Origin of the sequence: Sinorhizobium sp. CB7, assembly GCF_041357635.1 — a bacterium.
GTDB lineage: Bacteria > Pseudomonadota > Alphaproteobacteria > Rhizobiales > Rhizobiaceae > Rhizobium.
On the sequence record NZ_JAULLL010000012.1, the window covers coordinates 199,023 to 216,055 of the forward strand.

The following is a 17,033-nucleotide window of genomic DNA, read 5'->3' on the forward strand; positions in this document are numbered from 1 at the left end:
CCTACCGCCGCTCGAGAAGTCTGCAGACTTCTTCCAATTGCTCCAACGATCTATAGGCAATGCGTATCTGACCGCCATTGCCTTTATGATTGATGGTAACGTCCAGCCCCAGCGTATCCGAAAGCGTTCTTTCGAGAGCAAGTGTATCAGAGTCCTTCTGATCACGGCGAGTGCTTTCAGTCGGTGGCGCGTTCTGCGCCTTGATGTCATTTTGCGCTAACCGTTCGGCATCCCGGACTGACATCCCCTTGGCTACGATTGTGCGCGCCAACGCCGCTGGGTCCGACGTAGAGACGAGCGCGCGAGCATGACCTGCTGACAGGCTACCGGCGGACAGAAGATCGCGTACCGGTTCAGGCAGTTTCAGCAGACGAAGCGAGTTCGCCACATGGCTCCGGCTCTTGCCGATGATCTCGCCCAAATCGTTCTGGGTATATCCATGCTCGGCAATCAGCTGTTCATATCCGAGCGCCTCCTCGAGTGGATTGAGATCCGATCGCTGCACATTTTCGACTATCGCAAGCTCAAGAGCGGTCTTGTCGTCCACATCCCGCACAATGACCGGTATTTCGATCAGTCCCGCCAGCTGAGATGCTCGCCAACGGCGCTCGCCGGCAATTATTTCGTAGCGATTGGTGGAAAGTGTTCGCACGACCACCGGCTGCACGATGCCATGCTGGCGAATGGATGCCGCGAGCTCATGAAGCTCGCCATCGTCAAAATGGCGGCGGGGATTTCTGGGGCTTTGACTGATGAATTCGATCGGCAAAGTGCGATCCGCACTAATACCAGGTTTGGCTGAATCCACGGGAACAGGCTGATCCATTTCACCGATCAGCGCCGCCAATCCGCGCCCCAGGCGCCTCTTCGAAACATCATCACTCATTGTGTTGCTCACTCAACTCCAGATCTTCGGCTCTCTTTGTCATGCAGCCTTCTGATGGCGCTCCCGCTGGATCACCTCTGAGGCCAGTTGCAAATAGGCCTGGCTCCCTGCACATTTCAGATCGTATAGAATTGCTGGCTTGCCGTAGGAAGGCGCTTCCGAGACGCGGACGTTCCGCGGGATTAAGGTATGATAAACCTTTTCGCCGAGATGGGTGCGCACGTCGTTGACAACCTGCTGTGCGAGATTGTTGCGCGCGTCGAACATCGTCAGAACGATCCCTTGGATGTCGAGCGTAGGATTGATGCTGCTCCGCACCTGATCAACCGTTTCAAGCAATTGGCTCAAACCCTCCAACGCAAAGAACTCGCATTGGAGAGGAACCAGGACCGAATGGGCGGCCGCCATCGCATTCATTGTGAGGAGGTTGAAGGAGGGAGGGCAATCGAGCAAGATATAGGAGAAGCTGAGGGCCTCCGCAGTCGAGAGCGCTCGCCGTAGACGAAAGGCTCGATCGCTCTGATGGGCGATTTCCATCTCGATCCCGAGAAGATCCATTGTCGACGGAACTATGAAGAGATTCGGTACCGCGGTTTCCAATACGGTGTCGAGCACGCCATGGCTCCCGATCAGGAGATCGTAAGAAGAAAGCTTACGATTTCGTCGCTCGATACCAAGACCGGTGCTGGCGTTTCCCTGAGGATCGAGGTCAACGATAAGAACACGCTCTCCGATCGCCGCCAGAGCAGTTGCAAGATTGATAGCTGTCGTTGTTTTGCCAACGCCACCCTTCTGATTAGCGATGGTGATAATCCGGTTTCTTTCGCCTGACATTGCCGCTACCCGATTATGATTGATCCTTGCGCCGGATATTGGTGACTTCCAGAACGACCGATTCCCTCTCAACGGCGCTATTGTGTATTAACAGATCAAATTGCCAACGACCATGCGCTTTCTCTATTTCGGTCGCGTAATCCCGTCCTTTATGAAAAAATGCCTTTACATTTTTATTTTTACGCATCCACGGCTGTACATACTCCAGCAGCAAATCAAGGTCTGCCAGTGCCCGCGCGGAGATCGCATCGCAAACAGTCAGCTGGTCTGGCGCCTGCTCGATTCGGATTGGATGAACCGAACCCCGAGCGCCCGTTTCAGCGAGTGCTATTCGTAGGAATGCCGCCTTCTTGTGATTGCTCTCAACGAGGTGGACCCAACCGTCACCGAGTTCGGCAAGAAAGATGGCCGTGATGACACCTGGAAACCCTCCACCGCTTCCGAGATCAATCCATCGGGCAGGGGCCGGAAACAATTGAAATATCTGACTACTATCCGCTATATGCCGGTTCCAAAGATCATGCCGTGTCGAAGACGCGACAAGATTGATTGACTTGGACCATTTTTGGAAGAGATCGGCAAAGATCGAAAGGCGCTCCTGTGTTTCACGTGAAACACGTAAACCGTTCAACTCCATCAATGGACTCTCTCACCTTGTATTGTGTCACTCACGAACCGGTCTCGCGCAGGTCACGCCTTTCCTTTCGCAATTGCGAAAGCAGCAGAAGGATCGCCGCCGGGGTCATGCCGTCGATCCGTGTCGCCTGCGCTATATTGAAAGGACGCGCCATCTTCAGCTTCTGCTTGAGCTCATTGGAGAGACCGGATAGGGACTCGAAATCAAAATCAACCGGAATTCTCTTGCCTTCCTCTTTCTGAATATCAGCAATATCCCCCGCCTGCCGCTCCATATACACAGCATAGGATGCTTCAATCTCAAGCGCCTGCGAGACCTTGGCGTCCAGCATTTGTATCTCCGGCCAAATTCGTCCCAAGGAGCCAATCGACTGTCCCGGATATGCAAGTAGATCGTATGCCGTCCGACGCTGGCCATCCTGATTGATACGCAACCCGGCCTTAAGAGCCTCGGATGGTGTTATAGCAATTTGCGTCAACAGCGAGCGCCCATGCTCCAGCGCCTGCGAATATTTTGCAAACCGCTCACGTCGCGCCGAACCGACGCAGCCAATGTCGATCCCCATCGGGGTCAGGCGCATGTCAGCGTTATCGGCACGGAGTGACAATCGGTATTCCGCACGAGACGTAAACATCCGATATGGCTCTGCGACGCCGCGGGACGTCAGATCGTCAATCATGACACCGATATAGGATTCAGTTCGGCTGAAATACACAGGGGAGGCGGCCGCCGCGCAACGTGCCGCATTAATGCCGGCGACCAAGCCCTGCGCGCCGGCTTCTTCGTATCCGGTTGTACCATTGATCTGGCCTGCAAGAAACAGACCCTTAAGTCTCTTCGTCTCCAGCGACGGCATCAACTCGCGCGGATCGACATGATCATATTCGATTGCATAGCCCGGCTGCAAAATCGCTACTCGTTCCAGACCCGGAATGGTTCTAATAAAGTCCTCTTGAACATCTGCGGGCAGCGAAGTCGATATGCCATTGGGGTACACAGTGTCATCGTCAAGGCCTTCAGGCTCCAGGAAGATTTGATGACCGTCGCGTTCGCCGAATTTGACGATTTTGTCTTCGATCGAGGGGCAATAGCGCGGCCCTATACCTTCGATCTGGCCCGAATACATTGCCGATCGCCGGAGATTTTCCGAGATGATCCTATGCGTTGCTGCGGTTGTTCTTGTCACACCGCAATCGATCTGGCGATTTACAATATGATCCGTCAGAAACGAAAAGGGGATGGGGTCCTCATCGGCGCTTTGCCGGCCGACGGCTTCCCAATCGATCGTCCTTCCATCCAGACGGGCGGGCGTGCCGGTCTTCAGTCTCCCGAGAGCCAAGCCCAGCTTCTCCAAGGTCTTCGAAAGACCGATAGACGGTTCTTCACCGACCCGACCCGCGGGGATCTTGGTATCGCCGATATGAATTAAGCCGCGCAGAAAGGTACCTGTGGTTAAGACCACAGCATCGGTTCTCAGCGCCCGACCGTCCTTCATGATAACGGCGGTCACGCGACCTTCATCTATTGCGAGATCGAAGGCATCTCCCTCAATGATGTCCAAATTCCCGACCGACGACAGCGCTTCCTGCATGGCCAAGCGATAGAGCTTCCGGTCCGCCTGGGTCCGCGGACCTCGTACCGCAGGACCCTTCTTCCGATTGAGCATGCGAAATTGGATCCCAGCCGCGTCAGCGACGCGCCCCATAAGGCCATCCAAGGCATCGATTTCACGAACCAGATGTCCTTTTCCAAGCCCGCCAATGGCGGGATTGCAGGACATGACACCGATCGTGGCGCGTTTATGGGTTACTAAAGCCGTTCGAGCACCCAGCCGCGCCGAGGCGGCGGCAGCTTCGCAACCGGCATGTCCGCCGCCGATGACGATGACTTCATATTTGCCATTTTGCATTGAGATAGCTCCAAGTTGGACCCGTCTTGCCACAAGAAGGCCCAAAGTCAAGAAGGTTTCACGTGAAACGATCTTGGCGTCCCAGGGCCACTGACATGTTTCACGTGAATCATTTGCCGATGCAGAATTCGGAAAAGATGACGTCCAACAGATTCTCGACATCCACCCGACCGGTTATTCGTCCCAGGGCATTTCCCGCCAGCCGGAGATCCTCGGCTCTTATATCCAGGCCGCTATTCACTGCGCTAACCGCGCGCTCAAGAAAATAGCGGGCTTTTCGCAGATTGTCCGTGTGTCGCAATCGCCCCGGCAGTGTGTCCGTCCCGCTACCTGTTCTTTTCTTCAGTTCGTCTCCGAGCATCTCCTGCAATTGCAGTAGCCCCGCGCCCGTGGTCGTGGAAATACGAAGATCATAGCGCCCATCATCCGCCTTGCCCTGGTAGAGATCGACTTTCGTGCCGATACGCCATGTATTGCCAGCCGGCGGCTCCAGTTCTACCGCTGCCTGCGTGGGCTTTCCTATTTCTTCCAGCAGGAGCAGGAGGTCGGCATGCTCGATGATGGATTGCGCCCGGCGAACACCCTCGCGCTCGACGACCTCCTCCGTCTCTCTCAGGCCGGCAGTATCATAGAGGCGAACGGCAAACCCATCGATATCCAGATCGACATGCAGCACGTCCCTGGTCGTACCGGCTATGTCCGTGACAATAGCAATATCGCGCTTTGCCAGGGCATTCATCAGGCTGGATTTTCCGGCATTCGGGGGTCCACCGATAACCACCTTCAGGCCATCCCTGATGATTTCTCCAGCGGCGGCGCCAGAAAGATGATCAGCGAGTTCGCCATTCAGAGCCTGCATATCATCCCATGCCTGCTCCGAGACAGAGCCCGGTACATCCTCTTCATCCGCAAAGTCCAATTCAGCTTCGATCAGGGCGCGAGCGCGCGTCAACCGATCTGCCCAACCGTCGTACAGCGCCGAGAGTCCGCCGGCGCTCTGCTCCACGGCCAAACGCCGCTGCATCTCCGTCTCTGCAGAAATGAGATCAGCCAGCCCTTCCGCCTCAACAAGATCGAGCTTGCCGTTCTCAAAGGCGCGACGCGAAAATTCGCCGGCTTCAGCCAAACGCAACCCCTCGGCAGCGCCAAGCTCGTCGAACAACGCCTTGATCACTGCACGCCCGCCGTGAAGATGGAGTTCCACGCAATCCTCGCCGGTGAATGATGCGGGATTCGGAAAGATCAGGATTAAAGCACGATCGAGAATTAAACCGTTCCGAGTCCGAATCGTTCGCAAGGCCGCAGTCCTTGGAGGAGGCAGCTCACCTCGGAGAAGAGCTCGGGCCGCCTCGAACGCCCGCGGGCCGCTGATGCGTATGACCGCCACACCAGACGGCAGGCCGCCGCTGGATAGCGCAAATATCGTGTCCGATGCAATTGTCATGTCATCGCCTTTGATCTCACCGTCGATCAATTCGAAACCGAATCGAAAAGATCGTTACGGTAGCGAATCGGAGCCGATCTGCGGGCGCAGCTTCTGCGAAAGCGAAAGGAGCTAGTTGCAACTTCTGCAACCAGCTCCCATTACTGATGAATCCGGCTAATGAACTAGGTGTTCATCGAATCGAAGAAGTCCGGATTGTTCTTTGTCTGCTTCAGCTTATCGATCAGAAATTCGATCGCGTCCGTCGTTCCCATGGGAGCAAGGATACGACGAAGGACAAAGATCTTCTGCAGGTCCTGGCGCGGCACCAGCAGATCTTCTTTGCGGGTACCGGATTTCAGGATATCCATAGCCGGGAAGATGCGCTTGTCGGCAACTTTTCGATCCAGCACGATTTCCGAGTTGCCCGTGCCCTTGAACTCTTCGAAGATGACTTCATCCATGCGGCTGCCGGTATCGATCAGCGCTGTTGCGATAATCGTAAGCGAGCCGCCTTCCTCGATATTGCGGGCGGCACCGAAGAAGCGCTTCGGCCGCTGCAGCGCGTTGGCATCAACACCGCCGGTAAGGACCTTGCCGGAAGAAGGAACAACCGTGTTGTAGGCGCGGCCCAGACGTGTAATCGAATCCAGAAGAATAACGACATCACGGCCGTGCTCGACGAGCCGCTTCGCCTTCTCGATCACCATCTCGGCCACCTGCACGTGACGAACCGCAGGCTCGTCAAACGTGGAGGAAATGACTTCGCCACGCACCGAGCGCTGCATATCCGTCACTTCTTCCGGACGCTCATCGATCAGAAGCACGATAAGGTAGCATTCGGGATGGTTCGCCGTAATCGAGTGGGCGATGTTCTGCAAGAGCACCGTCTTACCCGTCCGCGGCGGTGCAACAATAAGAGCGCGCTGCCCCTTTCCGAGGGGCGCTACCAGATCAATGACGCGCGGGGAGAGATCCTTCGATGTCGGAACGTCGAGCTCCATTCTGAAGCGCTCGTTCGGATAGAGGGGCGTCAGATTGTCGAAATGGACCTTATGGCGAATCTTCTCCGGATCGTCGAAGTTGATTGTATTGACCTTGAGCAGAGCGAAATAACGCTCGCCTTCCTTGGGACCCCGAATTGGCCCTTCGACCGTATCCCCCGTCTTCAGAGAGAAGCGCCGGATCTGAGAGGGCGAGATGTAGATATCGTCAGGACCTGGGAGATAATTGGCATTGGCCGACCGCAGGAAGCCGAATCCATCCTGCAGAACCTCGACCACGCCTTCCCCGATAATTTCAACATCCTGGCTGGCAAGCACCTTCAGGCTGGCAAACATCAGCTCCTGCTTACGCATCGTGCTCGCATTTTCGACTTCGAGCGATTCGGCAAAGGCCAACAAATCGGTCGGAGACTTATTCTTAAGTTCTTGAAGCTTCATTTCAGCCATGAAGGGAACCGTACTCTGTTTTTGGTGGGGGAAGGCGATGTTGGTCGTATTCGGTACCGCGACGGGGGCTCGCAGACGACTGAACTCTACACACATGCCACGAAGATGAGATGGGCGGAAAATAGCGATTCAAACGGAGCCCTGCAAGAGGGCTGACCGAAATGACCCAAAATTAACCTGGAGCCCTGTTTGCCATCAAAATGGCTTGACCACAACCAGTATAACAATGGCGATCATAAGAAGCGTCGGCGCCTCGTTCATGAAGCGCCAGTAACGTGCCGAACGCCGATTCTCATCAGAAGCAAAGGCCCTGACTGCACGGCTGAAAAAGACATGCACCGCAGTCAGCACAACGACCAGGGCTATCTTCGCGTGAAGCCAGCCGCCCTGAAATCCGTAAACCGACCATGCCAGATAGAGCCCGAGAATCCAGGTGAGCATCATCGCCGGATTCATGATGATCCTCAAAAGACGCTGCTCCATGACCTTGAAAGTTTCCGACTGCATCGAGCCTAGTTCCGCATCCGCATGGTAGATGAAAAGCCGCGGCAGATAGAAAAGGCCCGCCATCCACGAGATGACGGCAATGATGTGCAGCGCCTTTATCCAGAGGTAAAGATTATCGGGCTGCCAGATAAAAAGCGCTGCAGCCAAAACCACGAAGAATGCCACGGCAAAATGGGCACGCCTACGCGCATAGCCGCCCGCTCGCCGATCGGTCTGCTTCTCCATCGATTTCATCCTCTCCAGCCACGAACGCGCTCAACCAGCGCTCTTACATGATCCGGATCCGCTTGCGGGGTGATGCCGTGTCCGAGATTGAATATCAGCGGGCCACTTCCAAGATGCTGCAAAATATCGTCGATACCGCTGTCGAGCGATTTTCCGCCGGCGACGACGCGCATCGGATCGAGATTGCCTTGCACCGGCCCTTCCTTTTGCAGCTCTGCGGCAAAACGCAGCGGCACCGACCAGTCGAGCCCGATCGCGTCCGCCTCGGTCTGCCGCCGGTAATCCTTCAACAGATATCCGGCGCCCTTGGCAAAAGCGATGATCCTCGCCTGTGGCCGCCTCGACTTCACCGACGCAATCATCCGCGCAACCGGCTTGATCGCGAAGGCTTCGAATTCCCTTTCGCCAAGCACGCCGGCCCATGAATCGAATATCTGCAGTGCGTCCGCCCCAGCGTCGATCTGCGCCACTAGGTAGTCGGCAGAGATCTCAGCGAGAAACATCAGAAGCTGCTCGAAGGCCTCGGGATGCTTATAGGCAAAGAGGCGGGCAGGGGCCTGATCCGGCGTGCCCTGGCCGGCAATCATATAGGTTGCGACCGTCCATGGCGCACCGCAGAAGCCAAGCAATGTCGTCTCGCTTGGCAGCTCGACGCGAAGACGTCGCACTGTCTCGAACACCGGCTTCAGATGATCAAGTACTCCCGTCCCGCTGAGCCTACGGATCCCGCTTTCGTCGATCACGTCCATCTCCGGCCCATGACCCTCCACGAACCGAACGTTGCGTCCGAGAGCGTCAGGGATGACCAGGATGTCGGAAAATAGGATGGCGGCATCAAAGCCATACCGCCGGATCGGCTGCAACGTCACCTCAACAGCATGATCCGGCGTGTAACAGAGTTCAAGAAAGCTCGCGACCTTCGAGCGCGTTTGTCGATATTCCGGAAGATATCGACCCGCCTGCCTCATCAGCCAGAGTGGTGGCGGGATGATCGTTTCTCCGTCGAGAACCCTCATGATCTTTCGGCGTATCTCGCTCAATCCCGTCTTCCCTGCATAAAACCAAAGATATTTTAAAAGGTTTCTATTTCTTAGAGTCGGTTTCTATCAAGGATTAAAATTCATCCACTGCCCCTTCCTTTAGTCGCGCCTTGCCAGGCTTGGTCGAGAAAAAAACGGGCAGCTTCGGAAAATTATGCAGATGAAGAAGATTCATCCAAAAATATCAATAGCTTACGGATAATGCGGGTTGCGGCATTACGGTGGAAATCCTGTGCATAAATTTGGAATAGACGAATGAACCCCTGTTATGCACAGCCGCAATAAGCATTGGTTCGGCAAATTGCGAATGTGGATAAGCGGCCACTTTTTCCCTTGCCTTGTCCTTGCCTCCGCTCTTACCTCTGCACCATCCCGGCTTATCAACAGGTGATGGAAAATAGCGTGGAGAACCGGACAAACTTCTTTCATCTGCATCTCATCTCCGATTCGACCGGGGAAACTCTCATTTCCGCGGGACGAGCCGTGTCGGCGCAGTTTCGCTCGAGCCAGCCGATCGAACACGTCTACCCGCTGATCCGTACGCGGAAGCAGCTCCTGCCGGTCCTTCAGGCAATCGATGACGAGCCCGGCATTGTCCTCTATACGGTTGTCGACCGCGAACTTGCGGATTTGATTGATGCCCGTTGCCGGGAAATGGGCATACCCTGCGTCAATGTCCTGGAGCCTGTCATGAATGTGTTCCAGGCCTATCTCGGCGCGCCATCGCGCCGCCGTGTCGGCGCCCAACATGTGATGAATGCTGAATATTTTGCCCGTATCGAGGCCCTTAATTTCACGATGGATCACGATGACGGCCAGATGCCTGAAGACTATGATGCCGCGGAGGTGGTCATCATCGGCATCAGCCGCACGTCGAAGACCCCGACGAGCATCTATCTTGCCAATCGCGGCATCAAGACCGCCAACATTCCGATCGTTCACGGTGTACCATTGCCTGAAAGCCTTTTTCGGGCAACCAAGCCGCTCATCGTGGGGCTGGTCGCGACAACCGACCGGATCTGGCAGATACGCGAGAACCGTGTGCTGGGCGCAGCATCAGGATTCACTCGAGGAGATTATACGGATCGTGCAGCCATTTCGGAGGAGTTGAAGTATGCGCGTACTCTCTGCGCTCGGCACAACTGGCCCATCATCGACGTCACACGCCGCTCGATCGAAGAAACAGCCGCCGCAATTGTTGCCCTGCGGCCGAAGCTGAGATAATCGCAGTCCGGGCATCTCAACGGATTCTCCAATGCAGCCACTAGTTCTTGCCTCTTCAAGTCCCTTCCGGCGCATGCTGATGGAAAACGCGGGTCTTGCATTTGAAGCGGTCGCCGCCCGCATCGATGAGCGCGCAATCGAGGCGCCTCTGGAAAAGGAAGGTGCGGCACCGGATGCCGTCGCTTTGATTCTGGCAAAAGCAAAGGCGCGTGAGGTCAGCGAGCGCTGTCCGGGTGCTTTGGTGATCGGCTCGGATCAGACCATGTCTCTGAACCAATTGGTCTTTCATAAGCCCAAGGATATGTCGGATGCCGAAAATCATCTCCGCATCCTGTCGGGAAAAACCCATCGGCTGAACAGCGCCATCGCTCTTGCAAAAGATGGCGTTGTCCTGTGGGAGCATTTGTCGCACGCGGAACTGACGATGCGTGAATTGTCGGACGACTTCATTCACCTTTATTTGCATCGTGTCGGCGATAAGGTTCTCGGCAGCGTCGGTGCCTATCAACTCGAAGGCGAAGGCATCCAATTGTTTTCGGCAATCGACGGAGACTATTTCACGATCGTCGGCCTGCCGATGTTGCCCCTGCTTGCAAAGCTTCGCGACCTGGGGATGATCGATGCGTGATTCACGTGAAACATTCGCACCGAATGCGTTTGTCACCGGGTACCCCGTCAAGCACTCCCGCTCGCCCTTGATCCATGGCTATTGGCTGAAAAGCTTCGGCATCGAAGGCAGCTATCGCGCTCATCCGGTGACGCCCGAGGATTTTCCCCTCTTCATCCAATCGCTAAAGGATGGTTCCTCCGGATTCGTCGGGGGCAATGTGACCATACCGCACAAGGAACTCGCCTTCCGGCTGGCCGATAAGCCGGATGCGCTTTCGGCCGAATTGGGTGCATCAAATACGCTATGGCTCGAAGGCGGTCTGCTGCACGCGACCAATACCGACGGCTATGGCTTCCTTGCCAATCTTGATGAACGCCACCCGGGCTGGGATAGAACAGGCAAAGCGGTGATTCTTGGAGCCGGAGGTGCGAGCAGGGCCGTGATCCAGGCTATTCGTGATCGCGGCTTTACGGAAATTCATGTTGTCAATCGTACCCTCGATCGTGCGAAGGAACTGGCGGCTCGCTTCGGTCCCAAGGTGCATGGCCATCCTATGGATGCATTGAATGAGGTCATGAAGGGGTCAGGACTCTTTGTGAATACGACATCCTTGGGCATGGATGGCGAAGCCGCGCCGGCGATCGATTTTTCTCCCCTGGCCGAAAATGCGGTCGTAACCGATATCGTCTATATTCCGCTAAAGACGCCGTTGCTGGCACAGGCCGAAGAGCAAGGGTTTGCGACTGTCGACGGGTTGGGCATGCTGCTGCACCAGGCCGTGCCCGGTTTTCAAAAATGGTTCGGCCGGCGGCCGGTGGTTGACGAAAATCTCAGAGCTCTCATCATCGCGGATATGGAACAGCATCGATGATCCGCATTGGTCTCACCGGCTCGATTGGCATGGGAAAGTCGACAACTGCAAAGCTCTTTGCCGAGGCTGGCATACCAGTGAACGATTCGGACGCCGTGGTTCATGATCTCTATCAGAGTGAGGCGGTACCGCTGATCGAAAGAGCCTTTCCAGGCGCGATAAAGGACGGTGTCGTCGACAGACAGGAACTTTCCCGTCAACTTGCGGCCGAACCGGCCAGCTTCAAAAGGTTGGAAACCATCGTCCACCCCCTGGTGCGAAAGCGCGAATGGGAATTTCTCGAAAAAGAACAGAGATCGGGCTCCGACATCGTTCTCCTTGATATCCCGCTGCTCTTCGAAACGGGCGCGACCGATCGGGTCGATTCCGTCGTCGTTGTCACCTGCGATCCACAGATTCAAAGGGAACGGGTACTTGCACGACCGGGGATGACCGAGGAAAAATTCAAGATGATTCTTGCCCGCCAGACTCCGGATGCGGAAAAGCGGGCAAGGGCGGATTACATCATCGACACTGGCCACGGGATCGAATCGGCGCGCGCTCAGGTCGAGAATATCGTTGCGAAACTGCGCGACCAGATCGCGGAAGGAAACGATTGAAATGCGTGAGATCATCTTTGACACGGAAACGACGGGCCTCGATGCACGCCTCGACCGGGTCATCGAAATTGGCGGAGTCGAACTTTTCAATCATTTCCCAACGGGCCGGACGATCCACATCTACTTCAATCCCGGCGACCGCAACGTCCATCCGGATGCGCTTGCCGTCCACGGTATCACCGACGAATTCCTGAAGGACAAGTTTCTTTTCGCCAATCACGTCGATGAAATCCTCGATTTCTTCGGCGACGCCAAGTGGATCGCCCACAACGCCACCTTCGATATGGGCTTTATCAATGCCGAATTCGCTCGGTTGGGTCGACCGCCGATCCTGCCGGAATTGGTGATCGATACGCTGGCACTCGCGCGTCGAAAGCACCCGATGGGACCGAATTCGCTCGATGCCCTTTGCCGCCGCTATGGCATCGACAATTCCCATCGCACCAGACACGGCGCGCTTCTCGACTCCGAGCTTCTGGCGGAGGTCTATATCGAGATGATCGGAGGACGGCAGGCGGCTCTCGGTCTTAGCATCGCCGGGTCGCAAACCGTCGACAACGTTGTCGAGATGGCGGAAGAGGTGATTGTCGCGAGCCTGGCGCGGCCGCGGCCGCTGGCCGAGCGCCTGACGGAAGCCGAAAAGCGGGCGCATGGCGCTCTTGTCGCAAAGCTCGGTGAAAAAGGCATCTGGGCCAAATATGGCAGCCCCAATTAAAAATGCCCGGGTGGGTCCCGGGCATCTCCATTCCTCTCAAGTGAACGGTGCTTAGTTCGGAACAGCCTGAACCTTGGCACGTGCCTGTTCTTCGGCGACGCGCTGAGCGAACATCTGTGCAAAATCGATCGGATCGATCATCAGCGGCGGGAAGCCGCCATTGCGGGTGACATCGGCAATGATCTGGCGCGCGAACGGAAAGAGCATGCGCGGGCATTCGATGAAGAGCACAGGCAGCATGTGTTCCTGCGGGAACCCGGCAACGCGGAAGACGCCGCCGTAAACAAGCTCCGCATGGAAGACCGTCTTGTCACCATCCTTGGCTTCCGCAGCGAGCGTAAGCACCACATCGAAATCGGTTTCCGAAAGCGGATTGGCGTTGACGTTCACGTTGATATTGATGGCGGGGGCCTTGTCTCTAGCCTGGAGGGAACGAGGCGCACCGGGGTTCTCGAAGGAGAGGTCCTTAGTGTATTGCGCAAGAATTGTCAGGCTTGGACTCGTGGCGCCGTTGTTGCTGGTTTCGCTTGCCATTGGCTTTTCCTCAGAGGCTTCATTGGGTGCAGCCATCTAACACTTCGGGGAAGGGCTTACAACCCTCGGCACTGCCGGCGACAGAAGGACCGAAGCCTTAATCTTCCAGGCGCTTTTGATCCGACCAGGGAGATTTACGATTGGGCTCGCGGTGGTAATCCTTTTCGTCAAGATCGACCACCGGCGCATTGCGCGTGCCTGATGGGCGCGCATTGTTTCCGCGAGCGAATGGACCGGCAGATCCTAGGATGATGATCCGCTGGCTCAGATACTTCCAAGCGAGATCGCGAACCGCAGGAATGAACAGCAGCAGGCCAAGAATATCGGAGACGAAACCTGGAAGCAGCAACAGTAGGGCCGCCAGCACGATCATCGCCCCGTGAACGAGATCCCGACCTGGAACGCCGCCGTTGCGGCTTTCGGCTGAAATGCGCTGCAGGATGCCGATGCCCTGAATGCGCAGAAGAGCGAGCCCGGCAAATATGGAGAGAATGACAAGACCCAGCGTTGCCCACAATCCGATCGCCTTGCCGACAATGATGAAGCCTGCGATCTCAACGAGCGGCATCGCGAAGATGAAAAGGGGAACGATCGAAAAGCGCATCAGTTCATCCTGTCGGTCTGCGGCAGTACCGTATCTGCGTCAGCACTGCCATCGCTGTGGCAGCATTACAAAGTTCTGGCCACACTATTTGAATGATTGGTATATGCGGACTATATGGGAAGGGAAACTAGAAATGTTAACGGCGGTTCCGGCACGGCATGGGTTCTAACGACTTCATCACTCTGTTTTTCCTTGTGGCAGCGGTGCTGATTTTTCTTCAGCTTCGCAGCGTGCTTGGTCGCCGCACTGGAAACGAGAAGCCGCCACGCGATCTCTACACGCCGCGGGATGCCACTGGCACTCCAGAGAACACCGAAGCCGGCAAGGTCGTTACTTTGCCGAGGCGCGACGCCACGGTCGAGGATGAGGATCGCTTTGCGGCGATCGACGCCTTCGCTCCTCCCGGAACGCCTCTTAACGATTCGCTGCGCGAACTCAATAAGGCCGATCCCTCCTTCAATCCGAAGGAGTTCTTGGATGGTGCCCGTATGGCCTATGAAATGATCGTGATGGCTTATGCCGACGGCGATCGCAAGGCACTCAAGAATCTTCTCTCGCGAGAGGTCTATGACGGCTTCGATGCGGCTATTTCCGAACGTGAATCGCGTGGGGAGAAAGTGAAGTCCACTTTCGTCGGCATCGACAAGGCGGAGATCATGAATGTCGAGGTAAGGGGAACGGAGGCGCAGATTACCGTCCGCATTGCCAGTCAGATGATTTCCGCCACCTATGACAAGACGGATAAATTGATTGAAGGCGATGCCGAGAGCGTGGCCGAGGTAAATGATCTTTGGACCTTTGCCCGAGATACGCGCTCCCGCGATCCGAATTGGAAACTGGTGGCAACTGAATCGGAACAATGAGCCACGGTCCACGGGATTTTACCCTGCAATCGGTCAGTTTCGCCGATTTGGAAGGCTGGAAGGATGACGATCCTTCCAGCCTTTTTGAAACGATGGAAGCCTGCCATCGGCACATCGTCGAAACCAAGCCGTATCGAACGGGATCTCTCGGGCTCACGACCGCCGATCTCATGCCACTTCTCGAGGCAGCTCGCTATTTGCGGCCAGCCACAGCCTCTCAGGCTCGTGCCTTCTTCGAGGAACACTGTCGGCCCTTTCTTATTCGAAGGAAAGACGGATCTCCCGGCTTCGTGACAGCTTTCTACGAACCAGAAATCGAAGTGGTCGACGAGCCGGATGCGGAATTTCGCTATCCTTTCTATCGACGCCCGTCCGATCTGATTGATCTCGACGATGGCGATCGTCCCGCCGAACTTGATCGGTCCTATGCCTTCGGTCGCCTGGAGAACGGCGTGATCACCGCCTATCCGGACAGACGCGCGATCGACGAAGGCTACCTGCAGGGCCGCGGGCTTGAGATTGCCTGGGCTAAGTCCAAGGTCGATGTTTTCTTTGCGCATGTGCAAGGGGCGGCGCGATTGCGCTATAGCGACGGCCGCGTCCGCCGTATCACCTATGCGGCCAAGGCCGGGCATCCGTTTTCGCCGATCGGCCGACTTCTGGTCGACCGCGGCGAGATCGCTGCTGCGGAGATTTCGATGCAGTCGATTCGCGCGTGGCTTGCCGATAACCCGCAGCGCGTCGATGAGATACTTTGGCACAATCGATCCTATATCTTCTTCCGCGAGGCCATCGTTGAGAGCCCGAATGGCGGCCCGATCGCGGCCGCCAAAGTGCCTCTGATCCCCGGTCGTTCCCTGGCGGTCGACCGGGCCATCCATACGTTTGGATTTCCCTTCTTCATTCGCGCGGAAAGCCTGACCCATATGGATGGCGGAAAACCCTTTCAGCGTTTGATGCTCGCCCTCGATACCGGCTCCGCGATCGTCGGCCCCGCGCGTGGTGATATCTTCACCGGTTCCGGCGATAGTGCCGGCGAGCTTGCCGGCACGGTCCGCAATGAGGCGGATTTTTACCTTCTCCTTCCGAATCAGGCTGCGGAGAAGTTTGGCTGATGGCGAAGGACCGCAAGCTCAGTCCGGAGGAACGCATCCTGTGGGGCAAGGTCGCGCGAAGCATAAGGCCGTTGCCGGAACGGATGGGAGAACGCACTGCACTTGATGACTACATCATGGAGGCGGAAGCGGCTGAGGCGGTCAAGGCGCCCAAGGATCAATCAGCCTCTGCGAGTTCCGGGACATCTCCTTCCGCTGCAGCGCCGCGACAGCCTTCCGGCGTTCATCATCCGCTGGAGCGGCCGGTCAAACGCAAGATCGCGCGTGGCAAGCTGCCGCTGGAGGCGCGAATAGATCTGCATGGCCTTATCCAAAGCGAAGCCCATGCCATTCTCCTCGATTTTCTCATTCGCGCGCATGAGCGGGGCATGCGTCATGTTCTCGTCATCACCGGAAAGGGAAGCTCGCTCGGCAGTGAAGGCGCCTTGAAACGCGCCGTTCCGCTTTGGTTTGCGAAAGCCGAGTTCCGCTATCTCATTTCCTCCTATGAGCCGGCCGCACAGCATCATGGCGGCGAGGGCGCGCTCTATATCCGCCTGTCCAGGAGGCCGGGGGAGAAATCATGACCCCTTTTGGCGAAGCAATCCGGAAACTTCGTGCGCGCAAGGGGGTATCGCAGAAGCAGATGGCAGCTGCGATCGGCGTTTCACCCGCCTATTTGTCTGCGCTGGAACATGGGCGGCGAGGATTGCCGAGCTTCGACCTGCTGCAGCGCATTGCCGGCTATTTCAACATCATATGGGACGAAGCCGAGGAATTGTTTCTTCTGGCTCGCTCGTCGGACCCGCGTGTCGTGGTCGACACATCAGGGCTGGCGCCGGAATATACCGCCTTTGCCAACCTGCTCGCTAACCGGATTCGCGATCTCGACAGCACTGTCATTACCGAGCTGTCGACACTTCTGAAAAATGCCGACAAGGCGAACGGAAAAGCGTCATAATCCCCTGTTTAATGCCTTATTTTAGGGCCCCGACATTTGGAACTTT

At 56.4% G+C, this 17,033-nt stretch carries 19 protein-coding genes; 9 read left to right on the forward strand and 10 right to left on the reverse strand.

Translation table 11 applies throughout. The annotated features are described in order from the left end of the window. Position 1: 1 nt before the first annotated feature. The 8 genes from AAE029_RS23015 to hemE all read right to left on the reverse strand — a co-directional run bounded on the left by AAE029_RS23015 (position 2) and on the right by hemE (position 8,912). Entirely contained in the window at positions 2-886 is an 885-nt protein-coding gene (locus tag AAE029_RS23015) for a ParB/RepB/Spo0J family partition protein (RefSeq protein WP_371075213.1), read from the reverse strand. Between the two features lie 39 nt (positions 887-925). Beyond that, positions 926-1,720: a ParA family protein gene (locus AAE029_RS23020; RefSeq protein ID WP_371075214.1), complete on the reverse strand. Its 795-nt coding sequence runs from the start codon at positions 1,718-1,720 to the stop codon at positions 926-928. A gap of 13 nt (positions 1,721-1,733) precedes the next feature. Further along, the gene (gene rsmG, locus AAE029_RS23025) at positions 1,734-2,357 is read right to left on the reverse strand and encodes a 16S rRNA (guanine(527)-N(7))-methyltransferase RsmG (RefSeq protein ID WP_371075284.1); all 624 of its coding nucleotides are present in this window, start codon (positions 2,355-2,357) and stop codon (positions 1,734-1,736) included. A gap of 31 nt (positions 2,358-2,388) precedes the next feature. Further along, on the reverse strand, positions 2,389-4,266 hold the full coding sequence (mnmG, locus tag AAE029_RS23030) for a tRNA uridine-5-carboxymethylaminomethyl(34) synthesis enzyme MnmG (RefSeq protein WP_371075215.1): 1,878 nt from the start codon (positions 4,264-4,266) through the stop codon (positions 2,389-2,391). Between the two features lie 109 nt (positions 4,267-4,375). Next, positions 4,376-5,710, reverse strand: coding sequence for a tRNA uridine-5-carboxymethylaminomethyl(34) synthesis GTPase MnmE (gene mnmE, locus AAE029_RS23035; RefSeq protein ID WP_371075216.1), 1,335 nt, complete (start codon positions 5,708-5,710; stop codon positions 4,376-4,378). Between the two features lie 164 nt (positions 5,711-5,874). Then, the gene (gene rho / locus AAE029_RS23040; protein WP_371075217.1) at positions 5,875-7,140 is read right to left on the reverse strand and encodes a transcription termination factor Rho; all 1,266 of its coding nucleotides are present in this window, start codon (positions 7,138-7,140) and stop codon (positions 5,875-5,877) included. A gap of 195 nt (positions 7,141-7,335) precedes the next feature. Further along, complete coding sequence (gene hemJ, locus AAE029_RS23045) at positions 7,336-7,872, reverse strand: protoporphyrinogen oxidase HemJ (protein ID WP_371075218.1); 537 nt, start codon at positions 7,870-7,872, stop codon at positions 7,336-7,338. A 5-nt stretch (positions 7,873-7,877) separates the two neighbouring features. Next, positions 7,878-8,912 (reverse strand): uroporphyrinogen decarboxylase, encoded by a 1,035-nt coding sequence (gene hemE, locus AAE029_RS23050; RefSeq protein WP_371075219.1) that lies wholly within the window; start codon positions 8,910-8,912, stop codon positions 7,878-7,880. A gap of 402 nt (positions 8,913-9,314) precedes the next feature. Between hemE and AAE029_RS23055 the strand changes: the two genes are divergently transcribed. The 5 genes from AAE029_RS23055 to dnaQ are packed head-to-tail and all read left to right on the forward strand — an operon-like array spanning position 9,315 to position 12,931. Further along, positions 9,315-10,136 (forward strand): pyruvate, water dikinase regulatory protein, encoded by an 822-nt coding sequence (locus AAE029_RS23055; protein WP_371075220.1) that lies wholly within the window; start codon positions 9,315-9,317, stop codon positions 10,134-10,136. 31 nt (positions 10,137-10,167) lie between these two features. Then, the gene (locus AAE029_RS23060) at positions 10,168-10,764 is read left to right on the forward strand and encodes a Maf-like protein (protein WP_371075221.1); all 597 of its coding nucleotides are present in this window, start codon (positions 10,168-10,170) and stop codon (positions 10,762-10,764) included. After that, positions 10,757-11,617, forward strand: a complete 861-nt coding sequence (locus AAE029_RS23065) for a shikimate dehydrogenase (RefSeq protein ID WP_371075222.1) — start codon at positions 10,757-10,759, stop codon at positions 11,615-11,617. The genes AAE029_RS23060 and AAE029_RS23065 overlap by 8 nt, the downstream gene beginning before the upstream one ends. Then, on the forward strand, positions 11,614-12,216 hold the full coding sequence (gene coaE, locus AAE029_RS23070) for a dephospho-CoA kinase (RefSeq protein ID WP_371075223.1): 603 nt from the start codon (positions 11,614-11,616) through the stop codon (positions 12,214-12,216). Before AAE029_RS23065 ends, coaE begins: the two co-directional genes overlap by 4 nt. A gap of 1 nt (position 12,217) precedes the next feature. Further along, positions 12,218-12,931, forward strand: coding sequence for a DNA polymerase III subunit epsilon (gene dnaQ / locus AAE029_RS23075; RefSeq protein ID WP_371075224.1), 714 nt, complete (start codon positions 12,218-12,220; stop codon positions 12,929-12,931). Positions 12,932-12,982: 51 nt separating this feature from the next. Here dnaQ and secB read toward each other — a convergent pair whose 3' ends face one another. Together secB and AAE029_RS23085 are read right to left on the reverse strand one after the other, a co-directional pair. Continuing rightward, complete coding sequence (gene secB, locus AAE029_RS23080; RefSeq protein WP_371075225.1) at positions 12,983-13,465, reverse strand: protein-export chaperone SecB; 483 nt, start codon at positions 13,463-13,465, stop codon at positions 12,983-12,985. Positions 13,466-13,562: 97 nt separating this feature from the next. Then, on the reverse strand, positions 13,563-14,069 hold the full coding sequence (locus tag AAE029_RS23085; RefSeq protein ID WP_371075226.1) for an FxsA family protein: 507 nt from the start codon (positions 14,067-14,069) through the stop codon (positions 13,563-13,565). Between the two features lie 158 nt (positions 14,070-14,227). On the opposite strand from AAE029_RS23085, the gene AAE029_RS23090 reads away from it, so the two are divergent. From AAE029_RS23090 to AAE029_RS23105, 4 genes are read left to right on the forward strand one after another with little or no spacing between them, the layout of a single operon-like run. Next, entirely contained in the window at positions 14,228-14,932 is a 705-nt protein-coding gene (locus tag AAE029_RS23090) for a Tim44/TimA family putative adaptor protein (RefSeq protein WP_371075227.1), read from the forward strand. Then, the gene (locus AAE029_RS23095; RefSeq protein ID WP_371075228.1) at positions 14,929-16,047 is read left to right on the forward strand and encodes a murein transglycosylase A; all 1,119 of its coding nucleotides are present in this window, start codon (positions 14,929-14,931) and stop codon (positions 16,045-16,047) included. Before AAE029_RS23090 ends, AAE029_RS23095 begins: the two co-directional genes overlap by 4 nt. Further along, positions 16,047-16,613, forward strand: coding sequence for a Smr/MutS family protein (locus tag AAE029_RS23100; RefSeq protein WP_371075229.1), 567 nt, complete (start codon positions 16,047-16,049; stop codon positions 16,611-16,613). Before AAE029_RS23095 ends, AAE029_RS23100 begins: the two co-directional genes overlap by 1 nt. Next, a complete protein-coding gene (locus AAE029_RS23105) occupies positions 16,610-16,987 on the forward strand; it encodes a helix-turn-helix domain-containing protein (protein ID WP_371075230.1) in 378 nt (125 codons plus the stop codon). The genes AAE029_RS23100 and AAE029_RS23105 overlap by 4 nt, the downstream gene beginning before the upstream one ends. Positions 16,988-17,033 lie beyond the last annotated feature (46 nt).